Genomic DNA, 16842 nt, shown 5'->3' on the forward strand with positions numbered 1-16842 from the left:
TGGGGTGCGGGAGCAGGAGAGCCGCACCCCGTCCGTAAATGGGTTCCAGGAGGGGGCTGAAGTGCCTAACTCACTCCCACAGGAAGGGAGTTCTCATTTGGTGGAGGTCGCCTTCGTTTTGTTCAGATTGGTGAGGGCTGCTCGCATTGCTATTGCTGGTTAGCAACTGCCGTCTTTGTGCTGCCGCCATGCTGGGTGATGCGTGGACGGCATTTGATTCTCACTGCGCCGCGGGTGAACGAGTCATCTGAGGCCTTGCTTGACCAAACATAGGCTTCGCCTGCACCGAGGTGACTCATTTTCTCGGAAGTCAACTCTCCGAGGGCGGCATTGGCCTTCTGGATATGCTTAAGCCAGGCTGGTGAGTTGAACTTGTGCATGATGATCTGTGAGGACAGCTCAATTAGAGAAACGGGAACCGATGGCGGGTCTTGGGACGCGACCATGATGCTGGTGCCTTTATGTCGCATTTCCCGAACCACTTCAACCAATCCGGAAACTAGATCATCGTTCTCTATGTACTTGTGGGCTTCGTCAAATACCACGAGCTTGTTAAAGGCGCCTCCTTGGTAAGTGGCTTCCGAGAAAATCTGCAACATCACCACGAACAGACCGAGCGCTTCATCCTTTTCAATGTACTCGTCACGCAGATCCACAATGATCAAGCGGCCCGGACGGATCAGGTCTTGAAGCCGTTGGTTATCGTTGATGTATTCACTGGCGAACAGCAGGCGCGTCTGGGCCAGCTCCTTCAGGTGATCGGACAGGCCAGAGTTATCAATGCCTGCTCGTAGGGCGTCCAAGGTCAGGTTGTCGCGCAGCCCCCTCATTATGAGATTGATCTGGCGCATGTACATGCTCTGGCTGCCAATCGCACCCATCAGGAATTTCCAGTGGGCGGCCTTAAGCTCGGAGGCAGAGAAAGCAATCGGCTTAACCTCGATATCCGGGTATTCGGCCCGGCGATCATCCACCTTGTTCGCAGGGGTAAGAATCAGCACATCTTTCAGCGCTTCTGGGTTGGCCTTGTAACGTTCGCGAAGGACGCGAATCTCCTCATCCACCGAGTTCGAATTGATCATCGAGGTAAACTCCGGCGCATAATCCTGCGTCGGGCTGTAATGGAAGATGACCGTGGCAAGCGGGCTTGGCAGCACGTTGATATGCTGGAACGGCATGGAGGCCATCTCGATCACCGTTCCAAGTGTGTAGCTCTTGCCGCCGCCTTGAACCCCAAAGAGACTGATCGTGTGGGTGTGGTTGAGATCTAGCGCGACCTTTCTACCGGAGACCTCTCCGAGTAATCCGTACTGAGGCGAGTCGCCATTGACGCCGAGCATGATGTCATAGCAGGCCTCTGCTTGAGGCACAGGCTCGGACGCCGGGTGCCCTCCATGCTCTGGTTCAGCATGCGCTTCCGGTACGGCAGCCACGGCAGGTTGTTCGTCATCCTTTTCGACTTCCGAAGCGATAGAAGACGGAGGGGTTGGCTCGACAGGGCTCGCCTGTTCTTCTGCCTCTTGGTGAGCAGGCGCAGGTGCTCCCTCTGCGGCCGGGGGTGCTGGCGCGGTGATTGGTACCTCCGGATCATCGTCCCAGAGCTCATCCACCGTCCAGGACGTTGACCGCGCTCTCTTGGGTGCGATAAAGGCCGCTGTCTCAAGTTTTGGCACGTTCGGTATGAACTGCTCGCTAAGAAGGTGCGTGGTCGGTTCTTCCTCAATCTCGACGGAAACAGGCTTGCGGCAGTTCTCCAGTAAGGCGCGAATGAGATCCTTACCGATGCGGTGGAATTCAATGCCAACCTCGTTGTCGGGGGCCTCGGTTCCGGTCTTGTCGAAGTCGAAGATCAGGGCGCAGCGTCTGAACTGAAGCGAGTAGCCCTGCTCGATGGATTCAAGTAGCCCTCGTGCTTCCTGCGCAGCAGTCGCATCAAAGATCCCGTAACGTAGTGAGCGCTCTAGATAGAAACGAAGGATCTGAGCCAACTCCCGGCTCTTGAGCAACCTATCCGGCCGGTCGGGCTTCTTCAAGGCCGGGTCAAAGTGGCGCTGGAGGATGCGCTCGCTCTGATTGATCTGGGCGGAAATCCGTTCCTTCAGTTGGTTGAAGGCCGCAAAGTCGCCCACTTGCGAATAGCATTTCACCTCGACCAGGTTGCAAGTGATCGTTCTGGTGTTCAAATCCAAGTCGAACAATCCCAAGTCGGTGCGTTGCAGACTGATTGCATCATTGACATCGTCTGACTCACCGCTTGAGCGGTAAAGGTCCGTGTGCGCATCCAACGGCACAATGACCTGATTGCTCAATGCGCCCTGATATTCGAGGTAGAGCCGAGCCAAAGCCAGACCAAGTGCCTCCGCCTGTTGTGTGCGAGCAGAAATCAGCTTGAGCGCTAGTTGACCGGACAGCGACCGCAGATTTGCCAGGATCTGAACCGACTGCTCGCCGTCGGCGGACAAGCCATGCTCAAGCAGCACCGGCTTCAGCATCGCCTCCAGTTCATCGTTCGAGCGCGACGAGATGATCAGGTTGTGTGTCGCCTGGGAGCTGGCTCCCGGCACATAGTCAATCAGATAGTCCGGTCTGTTCTTCCGGCCGCCATGGTCGAAGAACTCAATCCCCATATTTCGGTCGATGGTGAACACCCAATCGCTGATCTGGTGAACCTCGTAGATCAGTTCTCGTTGGGCCACATCGAGGCCAAGGGTCACCACAGGCACAGCTTTGAAGCTGGCACCAGAAGCAGCAACCGCTGAGGTAGCAAAGCAGAAGTGTCGGCTCAGGGACGACAGCAAATCGAAGCACGCCGCATGGTTGTCCGCGCCGAGGGAGCGCCCGACAATCGGCCGCTTGTTCCAAAAGGTTCCCGAATCGTCATCAACGAATTCAGTGTCAAAGTCCTGTATCAGCCCATGCAGTGGGGTCACGCCCATCGGCTTCTCTGCAATGGAAAGCTCCTCGGCGGGAAACACATCCAGAAGAACACTGATGTGGGCCGGGAACTCCTTGGAATTTGCATGGAATTCATTCAGGGGGTGCTTGGCCAAGTTCAGTTTGGAGAACAGATGGCTGCCCGTTGAGGTCGCAAATGCGTCGGCGGCCTCGTTTACCGTGGCTCCGGGACGGACCATCGACTCAAGAGCCTCGCCCAAAACAGGTGAGTCGGGATCGGTGGTAAAGAGCCGCACGTCATAGCGCAAATCGGCATGCTCGCGCTTCTGCTGGAGCGATAGCAGAGCCTCCGCAATCACCGATCCGGCCCCAGGGTTGAAGATGTTCAGTGATAACTCTCGAACATAGGGATGCTGAGAGAGATAGCGCTCGATCTTGTCCGCAATGACTTGTCCGGAAATATCTGATCCCGCCGCAGAGGGCTCGGCCAAGCCGAGCGCTGAACAGATTTCCGCCATCAGACCACGGGAATTTTCCTCGGTCGTCGGGGCGTAGAGCGCCCAGAAAGCATTCAGGTTGTCCACCGGAGTGAAGATGCGGCCATCCTCGACGGGAATACCGACCGGATAGGCAGAGGGCACAAGGCCATCCAACAGCGCGGAACGGACGTGAGGAATGTGATCCTTTCCGCCTGACTTGATCTTCTCAATCCAATCCTTACCCAGGGCGACCCAACTGCTCAGCCACAAGGCACGAAGCGGATGGGTTGGGGAGACCAAAACAGCCTCCCGGTGCCTTCCACCGAAGTCGGTCAAGATGACATGAATGGAATCGACGGCCAGCACATTTTTGAGCGCTTGCAAGTGTTGCTGACGCTCGGCACCAGAAGTCGTCTCAGCCTGACGGATGAGGTTCCTGACCAAGTCAAGGTAGCTTTCAGCATACGCGAGGCATTCCCTTTCCGAGTCGCGGAACGAAAGCCCTTGCATGATCAGCTCGGCAGTGTCTTTGCGCACTGCTGCAAAAAACTCTTCGCGGGCAGCCAAGAAGGAAGCCATCGCGGCGGAAGATGGCAGCGTGAGTCCAACCTCGGAAGGCGGCTCGGCGGTATCCAGATTGATCTGCATTCGCCAGCCTGACGGGTGCTTAGGCTCCGCCAAGACGCGCTGCTCGATGGTTTTGAGCATACGCGAAAGCGGAATCTGAACCGCGCCCTCACGACCGAATTTTGCGTGTAGGGTTTCCTGGCGAGAGGTCTTCTTGGAACGACCGCCCTCGGCCCAGGCGACACCACTGATGGCGATATCATCGGGATCGCGTTCATCGCCCAGGGCAGTCAGTTGCAGCCGGAAACGCGCATGCTCCAGGCTCTGCTCAATGGGTATGGCGCGTTGCGGTGGTTCTTCCTCGATGTTGCCACCGGGCAGGACGTAGAAAGGTTCGCTCTCGTAGGAACGTCTTGCGCCCTCGGAGGCGGAATCCGCTTCCAGCGGAATCGGATCGCCATCGGCCGTCCAAGGCATTACACGGATGAAATGCCATCCTTCCTCGAATTCGATCTTATTGAGCTTGGCCAAGTTGGTCGTGCATTGCAGACGGTTCGGCGTCCAGGCCTTGACTTTCTTAGATTTTCCAACCGGGCCGTCATTCTGCGAAATGATCTGAACCGTAAAATGATCAAGCCCGCTTACCTTGCCGGGGTGAGGGCTAACCTCGAACACCACGTTCATTTTGCGGCGGTCGTTCGGCACCAGAACCTGTTGCCCGATGAGGCCGGAGAGTTGGTCGTCGGTCTCATCCTCCTGAACGACTGGCAAGTCGGTCTCCAGCACTGTCAGCAGGACCTTGTCCAGCGAAAGCTCTTCCTGGAACGTCCATTTATCGAATGAAATGCTCCACCAGCTCTTGTCGGTCGCGATGGGCGGCGTCCAGGATTCGGGCTCCTGGACTTCGTATTTTTCAAAATAGGTGAATAGTCGCGACTCCAATGCCTTGTCGCTGAGTCCCAGATCGGCGATACGACCACGAACCGACTTGTGCGAGGCCATCAGACTGCGGACGCTGCCGAGGTTACGGCGAATCTTGCCATTGACCATGCCGGGATCGGCAAAGAGCTTGAAGTCTGGAATCAACGTCAATTCATACAGGCTGGCCCCGAGGGTTTCTCCATCAATCCCGTTTTCGAGCGCAGTGAGCAGGTACCGCACGCGGGAAACATGGTCGGCAAACAGCCACTCCTCGTCGGTGAGGATGCCCAGAAGATCGCGAGCATGGCCAACCAGCGTTGTCGGGAGCCGATCAAGCAGCGAGTCGATAAGGTCCTCGTAGATACCGGCGAAGGTCAGCTCCTCGAAGGTCGCCACACCAAAAGAGTCCTCGGCGCTGGTGCGAAGCGAAGTCGGTATGAAGACCAGCAACGGCTGACGCAGCTCGCCGTTCGCGTCCGGGTTGCGCAACTCCACCAGTTTGGTGGAAGTGACTCGGAAGGGCTGGCCCTCCTGATCATGGCTGCCGAGGATAAAGATGTTTCCGTCGGGCCGGGTCCGACGTAGTTCCTTGCAGACCGACTCCATTACCTCGTCATCGAGATCGGTGACCCGCATGCAGTGGCCTGGGCCACGGTCACCCAGGATCGCTTCGATACGGGGGCACAGCAGACAAGCGACCGCCGCATTCAACTTGTCCTGGGAAAGCTTGGTGAACGCATTACTCATGCGTGCCTCCCGTTTTTATCTGTTCCGTCATTTCTCTCAATCGCATAGCGGGGCGATACCTTCTGGGTCACGTAGGCATCCGACAGGTCCTCGTAGAACCCGATTTCACGCAGGCGACGCTTGAAGGCTTCGAGGTTGAGGCGCAGGGCGCGTCTGTCGAGGATGCTGCTGTTGGCCTGTGCTCCTTCCGGCAGCCGGTCGATGTGAAGGCCGTAGCGGCTTCTCAAAAAGGCCAGCAACTCTTCGATGCGAACCTCGCGGGTCACGAAACGCCCGTCATCCTGAGTGAGCACAGCCACCTGAAGGAGCACCTCAAGAAGCTTGCTTCCCAGCACAAACCGCCGAGGACTTCCCTTGGTTCGGGATTGAGCCAACAGGCCGTTCTCCTTGTTCTTCAGCAGCAGTGAGTCCAGGCACTCAGTGATGTACTGGCGGTGATATTTGCCGCGATATGCCATCAGGATTTCTATGAAGGATTCGAACTCGCCAAGGCCCATGGCGGTGACGTCCCGGATCTCCGGATCGATGTCCTCGTTTCCAGAGGCCGACTCCTCGATCAGGCTGGCCAGGCGGAACTTGAAGTAGGCTTGCCGCTCGGCGTCGTGCTCGGGCTTCAGTAGAGAAACCAGATCGCCGACGGTAAACACGCCGGCCCCTGGAGTGGTCAGCTTGCCCGTCTTCTTGCTCAGGTATTCCGCCATCTCATCGAGCTTCTTGACGACGAAATTGGCCTGCACAAAGGCAGGAATCTGGCGATAGAGCCGGTCAGTGGACTTGCGAGCCAGCTCGACCATATGCGGATTATTGACGTCCCCCATATCCACGACCAGCGCCACGGGATCAGGTGAAATCGCCAGCGCATTGTCCGAGCGCTGCTTCACCAGCTTGGGCAGTATCTGCAACAGCTTGAGGTGGTAGAGCGCCAGATGGAATGCCATCAGGGTTTTAAGGTAATCCACCAGCACCGAGCGAGGAATATGGGGCTCATAGGCCAATAGCCGCAGAATGTCGTCGGCCATGGTGTCGGCCTGATCGATTAGAAGTGGTGGAAAGCGCTCGGGCTCCTTGGAGTCCTGTGTGTCCTGAGTAACTTGAGAATCGAAGCGAAGGAGCGCTTGGGTTTCTACATCGACGACCGTGCCGGATTCATGCCTACCGGTTACATGGTCAATCCCAGGGAAAAAAAAGCGTTTTAGCGTGTCTCGGGCGGCCTGGCCCTTGCCTTTTCGGGCATAGTAGAGCATCCAATAAATCTGCTCGGCTGCCCCATAGTCACGGCAGTGCTTCGAATTTCGAAATTTGTAGGTCTCTCCATGAAGCGGGCGCGGAGAGGCGACAGCTTGATTCGACTTGCCCCGGTTTACCACATCAAGAAGTTCGGTCTCTACCCACTTGTGGACAATGGAGGGATGTTCGTCAAATCCCTCAAAATACTGCTTAACCTCTTCGGACAGCATCATTTCATCTGCAAATTCTTCTGGCTGCAAAATATTTGCGCGTGGCGGTTTGCGACTGCCATAGCCATTGAATTTGAGGCGAGGAAATAGCATGGTCAGCACACGATCCATTTCTGTGTGCTGCCAATGCAAATAACTGACCTTAGGTGTTCTGAATTCCTTGTCTCTACCCTTGATTGACATGATATTCAGCCCCCTTTTCAGAAACACCCAATGCCAATACGCCACCCTCTTTTCTGTTTATCTGGTAGAACCGGAGCCCATTTTCCGTCAGCAGAACTTCTTGATAGAGTGCAGCAGATAACAGGTTCTTGAATACCGCCAGACTTAACAGGAAACCTTCCTGCTCCTCGATGCTGGGACGGTAGCCGTTGTTGAGCCGCATCAGCATTTCATAGATGTCAAGATTGATGCGCAAGCTGGCCTTGTGCCCGTCGCCGGAGTCGTAAAGCAGCACCAGCGCCTGAGACAGGCATTCAAGGAAAGGGTGAGCCGCTGTTTCCTGCGCGGTGCGGAGCGTGAAATGGTCGCCGTCAAAGAGACGGTAACTGCGGATGGTGCCCTTATCCACTTGGCGAACACGCAGCGCCAACTGGTTGCCCAAACGCGCCGGATCGCTCAGACCTTCGCCCCGGTTGATGGCTCGAAGAATGGCCGTAACCTCATCTGTGCTTTTTGCTCCCGGCTGCTCAATGGCATCCAGGAAGGGATCGATGCTTCCATATGGCAGCATCTCCTTCCAGCCGGTGTCGCGTCGCTCAAAGAAATGGCGACGGCGCATATGCGATAAATAATTGCGGTGCTTGGCGATCAGTCGAGCACGGTTCTTCGACGAGTAATCGCGAGGCAGATTGCGGAACAGCGTCGCCACAAGTTCATCGTCGTACCCAGCCCGCTCCGCGAACGAGAAGCGGCTCATGGCCTTGGTCTTGGGATTGAGGAAGCCAAGCTCGCGGTCCAGATCGGGATTGCTGACTTCGGCGACGTCAATTTCGCGCAGCAAGGCAATCAGCCGGTCATTGGATCCTTCCGCCCCACCAAGCCACGAGTTGAAATAGAAACCGTCAAGGATGCGATTCTGGGTTTCTTCACCGCCGTTCTGATAGAGGTGGTGAATGCCGTCGCAATCCTGGGTGCCTACCAGCATGAAGGCCAGCGCCGAACGAAGGTCGCGCATAGTGATGTGCAGTCGGCCGCGCAGGTGCGTAATGGTGTAGAGCATCTTCAGGCGCTCGATCACCTTGGGACCGGCAACCGGGTCCTGGAAGGTCCGGGCGTTGTGATAGGCGTAGCATTTGCCCTTGAGATCGCACTTGTCGCATGCCTGCCAGTATTCCTGCTGGGTCATGCGGGCGATCAGCCGCTCCAGAATCGAAGGCTGACCTTCCTCGGGTTCGGCGACCACCGAGCGCAGGTTGAGGTTGATAACCGCGATACCGCCTTCCGGAGCAGCTCCGGCCAAGCCCTGCTGGATCTGCTTGGCAAGCAACGGGAACTCTTCTTCATGCTCAAGGAAGAAGTCGACCAGCCGTCCCTCGTTGATGGCGATTAGGCGGGTCTGATTCTCGGGCCAGTCGGAGGCATCCTTGCCCGCGAAGGGAGCGAAGAACTTCTGAAGCACGGCATCGTTGCGCTCGTCGCCTTCATCCTGGCTGCCGTCGTAGTTGCTTTGGTAGGTATGCCCCTTGAGCTGGAACACAGCCCCGTTCGCGCCGCGCTGTATCTGTGCGCCCTTGCTCTCGGCAAAGGCCTCGAACTGCTGGATGAAGGCCGTCTTGCCGTCGCCGGCGTTACCGCTGATGATGACCAAACGGAACTCACCCTTGAGCAGCGCGGGCTTGAGCTTTTCGTCCAGATAAGTCGACACGTAAGTGGCCTTGCCAACTTCGTCCAGGCCACGGGTGCCTGCGTTGGACACCTGGCTCTGGCTATAGAGCGTCAGCAGGTGGGTGACAAAGGGGTTGGTGTTGAGCTTGGTCGGCTCGAAACCCAGCTTGGACACCACCTTGGGTCCGGCACCAATCTCGCCGGTCGTCAGCACCGAGCGCAGGCGCTTGACCTCGGCCAGGGCAATCAAGAACTCCTCCGCCGACGCAAAGCGATCCTTGCGCTCAGGCGCGATCATTTTCGCCAGCACATTGACCAGCGACGAGCTGAGGTCGGCGCAGCCTTTGAACTGCTTGGGGTCCCTAGGCTGAGTCTTGATCGGCGGCGTGGGATCGTCGAATGGATACTTGCCGGTCAGGCACTCATAGAAGGAGATGCCCAAAGCATAGAGGTCACGATCCATTCGATCCGAAGCATCCGGCTCGGAGGAGTAGTCGTAATCCGGCGGCAGGTAACGGCGCGTGCCACCACCTCCTTGAACCTCATCGTTCTCGGAGACCGCGACGTTGAAATCGATGATCCGGACGCCTTTGTCCGTCCAAAGCAGATTGGAGGGCTTGACGTCCTGATGGTAAACGCCGTGCTTGTGGAGATGGGCCAGCCCCTCGGCGGCCTCGCGCACGATGCGCACGGCATCATCCAGCGACAACGCCTCGGCATCGATCAGATCGGAAACATCCAAACCTTCCACATACTCAAAGACAATGTAAGGCGTCTGCTTAGCATCGGCCATGCGATCCGCCCAGATCACCTTCACCACATGCGGATGTTCGGGGAGATTGGTCAGGGTCTTGTACTCGCGGCGCAGCCGTTCGTACACGCTGCGGCGGTCCTTGGTCACCAGTTTGATGACGCGGACCACATCGCCCAGGGAATCGAACACCTTGTAGGCGACGCCGAAGCCGCCGCTGCCCAACTTCTTCTGAATGCGGAAGCGATCCGCCAGGATGAAATCCTGCGGCAAGTTCATCAGGTTATCTGGGAGCTGTGGCATAACCACGGCCGGGCCGCTCACATCCGGGCCTGAGTCGTTCTTGGCCTCAGGCAGAATCAGATCATCCAGGGCCTTGCGAGCGATGGCTGCGCTCGTGTGCCGTTCCTCCGGATCAAACTCGCAGAACTTCTGCAACCACTCGTCGATCCCCTTGGGCAGGTCTGGCTTGTGCTCCGAGGGCTTGATGGGGAACTTGCCGTCGGCCTCCATCATCTGGTCGACGCTTTCAAAGGGCAGCTCGCCGGTCAGCAGTTCAAAAAAGATCAGCCCGGCGGCATAGAGGTCGGAGGCAATGCTGGCCTGGGTCGGGTCCTTAAAGCACTCTGGAGCCTGGTAGGTAGCATCCAGATCATCCACCACCTGATCGGCGATGGTAGAGGTGCGGTTCTTGCCCACCCTGGCGAAATCGAAATCGGTTACCCGGGCCTGGCCGCCCTTGGTCAGCAGAATGGCGTCCGGGGTCAGGTTGCGGTGGATCACCTCATGCCGGTGCGCATGGTCCAGGGCCGACAGCACGTCGCGCATCACTTGGAGCTTCTGATCGAAGGTCAGCGCCATCGAGACCTTGTTGATGTGCAGGCGCAGGGCCTGGCCAGGCAGATCCTCAGTGACCAGCACCACCTTGTCTTCATCGTCGGAGACGAACAGATCCTTCACCGCCAGCACATTGGCGTGGGTCGGCATGTGCGCCACGGCGCGATAGGCGTTGCTGATCTTCTTGAACTCTTCCTTGCGGGCAGCCTCGTCCTGGTACGGGTCGGCCTGGTAGACCCGCAGGCGGGCCATGCCGCCGCTCTTGCCCAACAGGTTGTGTTTGGCGCGGTACTCGGTGTAGCGGTCCGTGCCGCCCAGCTTCTCTTCCACTTGCCAGTCGCGGAACACCAGCGCCGCGCTCTTGGGCTTGGCGTTGCCGGTGATCGCCTTGGCGATCTGTGAGTGGAAGCGGGTGATGTTACTCAGCCGGTTGTCAGGAATGCGGCTCGCGTCGCGGAAGTATTTAAGGCAGTGCTTGAAGTCGGTCACGTCCGGGCTGTCGATGCGCGCCTGATCGAACACGGTGGCGTCATCGGCAGTGAGCAACACGGCGGCATGGACATGAGCCTTGCGCAGCTCGATCTGTCCGGGATTGCTATCGCGGATGAAGCTGGCCATCACCTTCGCGTGGTGACGAAGCTTCGCGAGGGGCGAGTGAAACGGTTGCCGCCCCTGCGGATACCACTTGGAGCCATACACATCGATGTTGCCCCGCGTCCCTTTGACATCCACCAGATACACCGCATGAGGCGCGAGGATGGCGATGTCGATTTCGAACACCTCCTGGCCTTGGCGCATCTCGAAGTTGTGGAAGATCAGCCAGCCCTCGGGGAGATGATCCCGAAGGAAACCGATGGCCTGGCGCTCAGATTCGTTCGCGGGCTGCCCGATGGGTATGACTTTTGCCATTAGCGGCCGCCCTCTTCGATTGCACGTTCTACGAGGCGGCGGGCGTTGCTTTCGTGTTCAATGGCCTCATGTCGAAGTTTGGCGCTCTGTAGGCCCATTGCACCAATCTCCTCGATGACCTCATCATCTAGGTCAGGCACCAGGGTTTCCCCGATCTGGTTAACATCTAGATGCGGGATGGAGGAGCCGTATGCGCGAGCTTTGAGTTGGCGGCGCCCATACTCGGACCTAAGTACAATGAAAAGAAATCCGGCAATGATCTCATTCGAGCAATTGATTCTAATTGCATCTTCTGAGACAGCAGATCCAATTATGGCGCCATAAGGAAGGACGGCAGTGCCGATAATGCCAGATATCTGCCCAGATCGAGGAACGAGCACTGTCTTCTGATCTACCAACAGATCATCAATGTCACTCATGTTTTTTGGTATGAGATAGCTGGGCTGTGGGTCCGCCCACATCAATGCCGATGTTCCAAACATTGGAATACCAAACTCTGGATCATCAATCTGGATTCTCTTGAATCGTTTTGGCTCGACTATGGATACCGCCTTATTCGCTACAGTGGTCGTCGGAACCGATGCGGTTTCGAGAGCCCTTACAGCATCACGATGAAACAAACTATGAAAGGCACCGTCCATTCGTTTCATCAGGTTCGAAGAAGGTGTGACACTCAAGCTGAGTGGAATGCCGTCTGATTTACTGGAAGGTAGCTCTTGTAAGCCCGCGGCAATTTCTAATTGCGCGACAGCTCTCGCAATGATTCTGCTGGCCTCAACGCGTTTGTTTGCGGCTTGTTGAATTAGCTCATGAGCCTGATCTTCCACGATGCCAAGGCGCGGGACAGGGAGATCGGCGATATGCTGCGGCTCAATATGTGGAATAATTGCGCCATATGTTCCGGAGGCAATAAGAGGGACTCCGAACTTGCTGCATAGGTAAGCATAGAGATATCCAGATTTAATTAATTCTGGATTTGGGACAACCTTCATGATGTCCTGATTTGACCAAACTCCCTTCATGTCTGACCTGGCATAGGCCATTCTGCCGATGCTGCCAGAGCAGGTAATGAGAGTCATATCCGGCTTTATTTCGAGGAAACTAAGCTGCCTGGAGCGGGCATCTCGCTTGCTCAGCAGCGAAAGATTGGTCAGGTCAGCCTGAAGCAATGAGGATGTGGTCAAAAAGGGAACGCCATGATCTGGATCTTCCACATAGTTCCGGACAAAGGGTGAGCCGTTGTAGATCCCGCCCTTATGCCCAGTGGTCAAATCCTTCAGCGGAGTTGTGTTCATCTGACTAAGAAGCTCTTTTGCTTCTATCGCTCCTGACACATAAGGCCCACAGTCAAGGCGGCGACCGTTGTGTTCAATCCAGATACTTGGCACAACCTTACATTGGAACTTTCTGCTCATAACGTCACCTCGCCGGTTGCGCGGAATTCCTTGTATTTCTCTGCCACCAGCGGCAGCTCGTCATGAACACGGCGGTTACGGCGTGTGGTCCGACGGATTTCTACTTCACCGCCTTCTCGAACCCGCTCGATCACTTCCTCATCGAAAACCAGTTCCTCTCCATCGGGGGCTCGCTGGAACAGGAGATTGCCCCGGGCGTCGACACCAGCCCGGTCCACCACGGCCATGAAGACCTTGTATTCCGGTTGTTCGGTATTGATGAGCTCTTCCTGGCTGCGGCGGCGCAGTACCAGGAGACTGGGCAAGGCGGGCGTCAGGCCATATTCCTTGACCGTGACCTTGAACGGCTCCACCGGCAGGTCAACCGAGGCCAAGACCTCGCAGTGGCGCAGAATCCACCAGCGCACGTGCTCATCGCCCGGATTGCCCAGCAAACCATCGGGCAACAGGATGCCCACGCGGCCGGTGCCAGGCTTCACCCATTGCAGGGCGCGTTCGATAAACAGCACCTCGGGCGGCACACCGCCGATGTTTAGATTGCCGGTGTTGCGGAATCCACCTTCTTCGTCGCGCTCCCAGTTGTTGCCCAGGTCGTAGCGCTCCAGGATAGAGGTGTCGCTGACCGTGTCTTGTGTCGAGAACCAGGGGTTGAGCAGAACCATATCCATGCTGCCCAGCGGCATGGCCGGGCGAGCGGCCTCAATGCCATCCAGATCGCCGTCCGGGAAGGTGCGAGCATCGATGCGGAACACACGACCGGGATTGCCGGTGGTGAACAGCAGGTTCATGCGGCTGGCCACGGCCAGGAAGGGATCAATGTCGCAGCCGAGGGCATTGCTGGCCGCCCAGGCGGCGGTTTCGTTTTGCGCCTGGCGGATCTGTTCGTTGGTGGCCTCTTCAGGCGTCGTGCCCACGGCCGCCAGTTTTTTCGTGAAGATGTGCGCAGCGGTCATGGCCAGGAAGGTGCCGGTGCCGCTGGAGCAGTCCATGATGCGTTCGCCGGGTTGCGGGTCGAGCATCTCCACCGCCATTTCGGCCACGTTGAGCGGCGTAGGGTAGCGGCCCTCGCGGCCGTCCATCACGCTGCGGGCAACCGCACGGAAGGCCTCGGTACGGTAACGTGGCTGGGTTTCGCTCAGTGAGTAACGGGCCAGCTCCATGACCACGCGGGCGGTCTCGTGGGGTTCCAGCGTCAGATCCCAGCCACGGGTCAGCAGGTTCGGTTGCCAGGCCTTGGCGGCGGCAATGGATTCGGTGATGCGCTGGGCAATGGCCTGTTGGCCCGCCTCGGTGAAAGGCTCGTCACCCCTGATCCAGAACTTGCGCTCACCGGTGGGCAGGGTCTCGTCATGGATCTTGGCCAGCATCAGCACGGCCAACTGCTTGAAGGAATCCTTGTGATCGAGACCAAGATTCCGGTTCAGATATTGACGGCAGCGCATCAGGGCGTCTTCCAGATCTTCCGCTTCGGCGCTGACCTGAATGACACCGCCGGTGCGATCGAGATCGGAGGTGCGTTCGCCCGGAACCGGCCAGACACCCAGCGGTTTGGGCCGGACTTCAAATCGGGTGCGCTCGACCTGGAACAGGAACTCTTCTTGACCGTTGGTCCACATGCCCAGCGTCGCGCCCGGGATCAGTTCCAGCAGCTCCTTGAGCTCGCGCAGGTCGGCGTCGGCCTCGGCAACGGAGCGGAGCTTGTCTCGCTTTTTCTGATTTTTGCAGACGATGATCCGCTGCAGGTTGTCGTTATTGTGCTCGGCATCGGGGCGGAAAATCGCGATGTCGATGCGCTTGCGCCCCTGGCCGGGGATCTGCGGGTTGTAGTTGACCTCCAGATCGTTTCGGTCAAAGCCATAGCTCTCGATGAGCTGGCGCAGAACTTTCTGCACCAGCAGCTTCTTGGCCGAGGCGCTTTCCTTGTTGCCGGTCAGGATGTCGATGAAAAAGTTATCCGGGCCGCTCTCTTCGGCAGCATCCTGCGGGGTCTCGATGATGTCGTCTTGATCGCTCACCCGTTCTGCTCCTTGAGAAATTCGCGGTACTTCTCAGCGATGACCGGCAGATCGTTGTCCTCGATCTTTTCACTGCGGGTCAGGGTCCGTTCCACGAAGCGCCCGCCGATACGGATGCGCTCGATATGCTGCTTGGGCTCGACAATCTCTTCGCCGTCCGGGGTGCGCTTGTAGAGTTTGTTACCACGGCGGTCGAAGCCAACCTTGTCGGCAACGGCCATGAAGACTGGGTATTCCTCGGCACGACCTAGGGCCTCGCGATGCTTCTCCTGGTCGTCCTTGCGGCGCAGGAACAGCAAGCTGGTGAGGATGTTGACGTTGGCTTCGGCAATGAAGGCTTCTACCGGCAGGTCGACGGAAGCAAGCACCTGCGTTTCGCGCATGATCCACCAGCGGATGTATTCCGCGGCCGGATTGCCGAGAACTCCGTCGGGAAGAACGATGCCCATGCGGCCGGTTCCCGGCTTGAGCCACTTGATGCAGCGCTCGATAAAGAGAATTTCGGGGGCAACGCTGCCCTTGAGGACGCCGGTGTTGCGGAACCCGCCTTCGCCGTCCGGCTCCCAGCCATGAGCCAGCTCGTACTGCTCCAGAATGTGCTTGTCCGTAATCGGGATGTCGGAGCCGAAGGGAGGGTTGGTGGCGATGATATCCACCGACGCCAGCGGGATCTCCTTCTTGACGCTGGGCAGGTCGGCTAGATGCCCCAGCGGAAACTCCAATGAGTTGATGTTGTAGATATGTCCACGGCCATCGCCCGCCAGCACCATGTTCATCTGAGCGGCGCGGATCAGGAACGGGTCGAAGTCGGTGCCGAAGACATTGGCGGCGGCATACTCTTTCAGCCGTTCGTGGATGTTCAGGAACTCGGTGGTGTTCTCGTTTCCGGCCTGGATGTTTTGCTCTTCGCGGAACTTCTTCAGCATGTGCCCCAGGGTCGCGACCAAGAAGCCGCCCGTGCCACAGGCCGGGTCCAGCAGAGTCTCGGTCTCTTTGGGGTCGAGCATCTCAATGACCAGCTTCACGACGCCTCTGGGAGTGAAATACTGGCCCCGGTCGCCACGCAGGTTAACGCCAACCAGCTCCTGGTAGGCCACGCCCTTGGCATCGACGTCAGTCCGGGTGAAGTCGTACTTGGCCAGTTCCGAAACGATAAAGGCCAGCGCCCGGTCGGAGAGAGTGATCTCCTCGTTGCCGCGGAAAATATTCTTGTACTGCTTCTTGACCTCGGTGAAGAGCTCCTCGATGCGGACGCGGATGGCTTTGCGCCCTTGTGGCTCGAACTGCTCCCTGGGTCCAGCCCAGAAACGGCGCTGCCAGGCCTGCCGCTGCTTGGCACGCAGGTTCTCGTCGTGCATCTTGCAGAATATTAGGTACAGGAATTGCCAGAAGGCGGCGTCCTTGGGCATGCCCTCGTTGCCATGAATGAAGTTGTGGCAACGCCGGAAGGTGATCTTCAGCATCTCGTTGTCGGCGACACGGGTATGGGCATCGGAGATGACCTCCTTAGTGCCGACCGACTCTTCGGCCATCGGCCAGTCGCCGATGGGGTTGCACTTGGTTTCGAAGCGCTTTTGCTCTTTCTCGACAAAGAAGAACTCCAGGCCGTTGGTCCACAAGCCGTATTGAACGGCATCGACCTCGCGCATGATGGTTTCGATCTCGTCGAGGTCTTTGGCGGCCTGCTCGTAATCGCGGATGCGCATGGCATTTTTGCCGACGTTCGGTTCTTGGCGGCAAATCACTGCGCGGCTGAGATTCTCAATTGTGTGGTCCTTGCCGTGGTGGAAGATGGCCACATCCACCTTCTTGCGCCCGCCAATGGAGAAATCCAGCTCCATGTCTTCCGGAGAGAATCCGTATTCATGGATCAGGGCACGAACTACCCGCTGCCGGACGAGCTCTTTCTTCGTTTCCTTGATCTGTCTGCCAGAAACGTAGTCGAGCGTGTATCCAGCTGGGATGGTGTTCTCGGCCTGCTTGTTCTTCGTTCTGCTCATATAAAAACTCCGCTCACCGAGG

Annotated in this window: 6 protein-coding genes; all 6 read right to left on the reverse strand. The window is 57.7% G+C overall.

Features of this window, described 5'->3' with window-relative positions; genetic code table 11:
* Positions 1–149: 149 nt before the first annotated feature.
* Genes mads8 through mads2 (ACYAF3_RS04100) form a run of 6 tightly spaced genes read right to left on the reverse strand, consistent with a single transcriptional unit; the run spans position 150 to position 16820 of the window.
* Positions 150–5609 carry a methylation-associated defense system ATP-binding protein MAD8 gene (gene mads8, locus ACYAF3_RS04075; RefSeq protein ID WP_474727518.1) on the reverse strand — a complete coding sequence of 1820 codons (5460 nt, stop codon included), beginning with the start codon at positions 5607–5609 and terminating at the stop codon, positions 150–152.
* Entirely contained in the window at positions 5606–7249 is a 1644-nt protein-coding gene (mads7, locus tag ACYAF3_RS04080; RefSeq protein ID WP_474727520.1) for a methylation-associated defense system protein MAD7, read from the reverse strand. The genes mads8 and mads7 overlap by 4 nt, the downstream gene beginning before the upstream one ends.
* Complete coding sequence (gene mads6 / locus ACYAF3_RS04085; RefSeq protein WP_474727522.1) at positions 7233–11390, reverse strand: methylation-associated defense system protein kinase MAD6; 4158 nt, start codon at positions 11388–11390, stop codon at positions 7233–7235. The genes mads7 and mads6 overlap by 17 nt, the downstream gene beginning before the upstream one ends.
* The gene (gene mads5, locus ACYAF3_RS04090) at positions 11390–12805 is read right to left on the reverse strand and encodes a methylation-associated defense system restriction endonuclease subunit S MAD5 (protein ID WP_474727524.1); all 1416 of its coding nucleotides are present in this window, start codon (positions 12803–12805) and stop codon (positions 11390–11392) included. Before mads5 ends, mads6 begins: the two co-directional genes overlap by 1 nt.
* Positions 12802–14820, reverse strand: coding sequence for a methylation-associated defense system DNA methyltransferase MAD2 (gene mads2, locus ACYAF3_RS04095; RefSeq protein WP_474727526.1), 2019 nt, complete (start codon positions 14818–14820; stop codon positions 12802–12804). Before mads2 (ACYAF3_RS04095) ends, mads5 begins: the two co-directional genes overlap by 4 nt.
* Positions 14817–16820 carry a methylation-associated defense system DNA methyltransferase MAD2 gene (gene mads2, locus ACYAF3_RS04100; protein ID WP_274753521.1) on the reverse strand — a complete coding sequence of 668 codons (2004 nt, stop codon included), beginning with the start codon at positions 16818–16820 and terminating at the stop codon, positions 14817–14819. The genes mads2 (ACYAF3_RS04095) and mads2 (ACYAF3_RS04100) overlap by 4 nt, the downstream gene beginning before the upstream one ends.
* Positions 16821–16842 lie beyond the last annotated feature (22 nt).

It is taken from the genome of Pseudomonas sp. TZ252 (assembly GCF_056110345.1).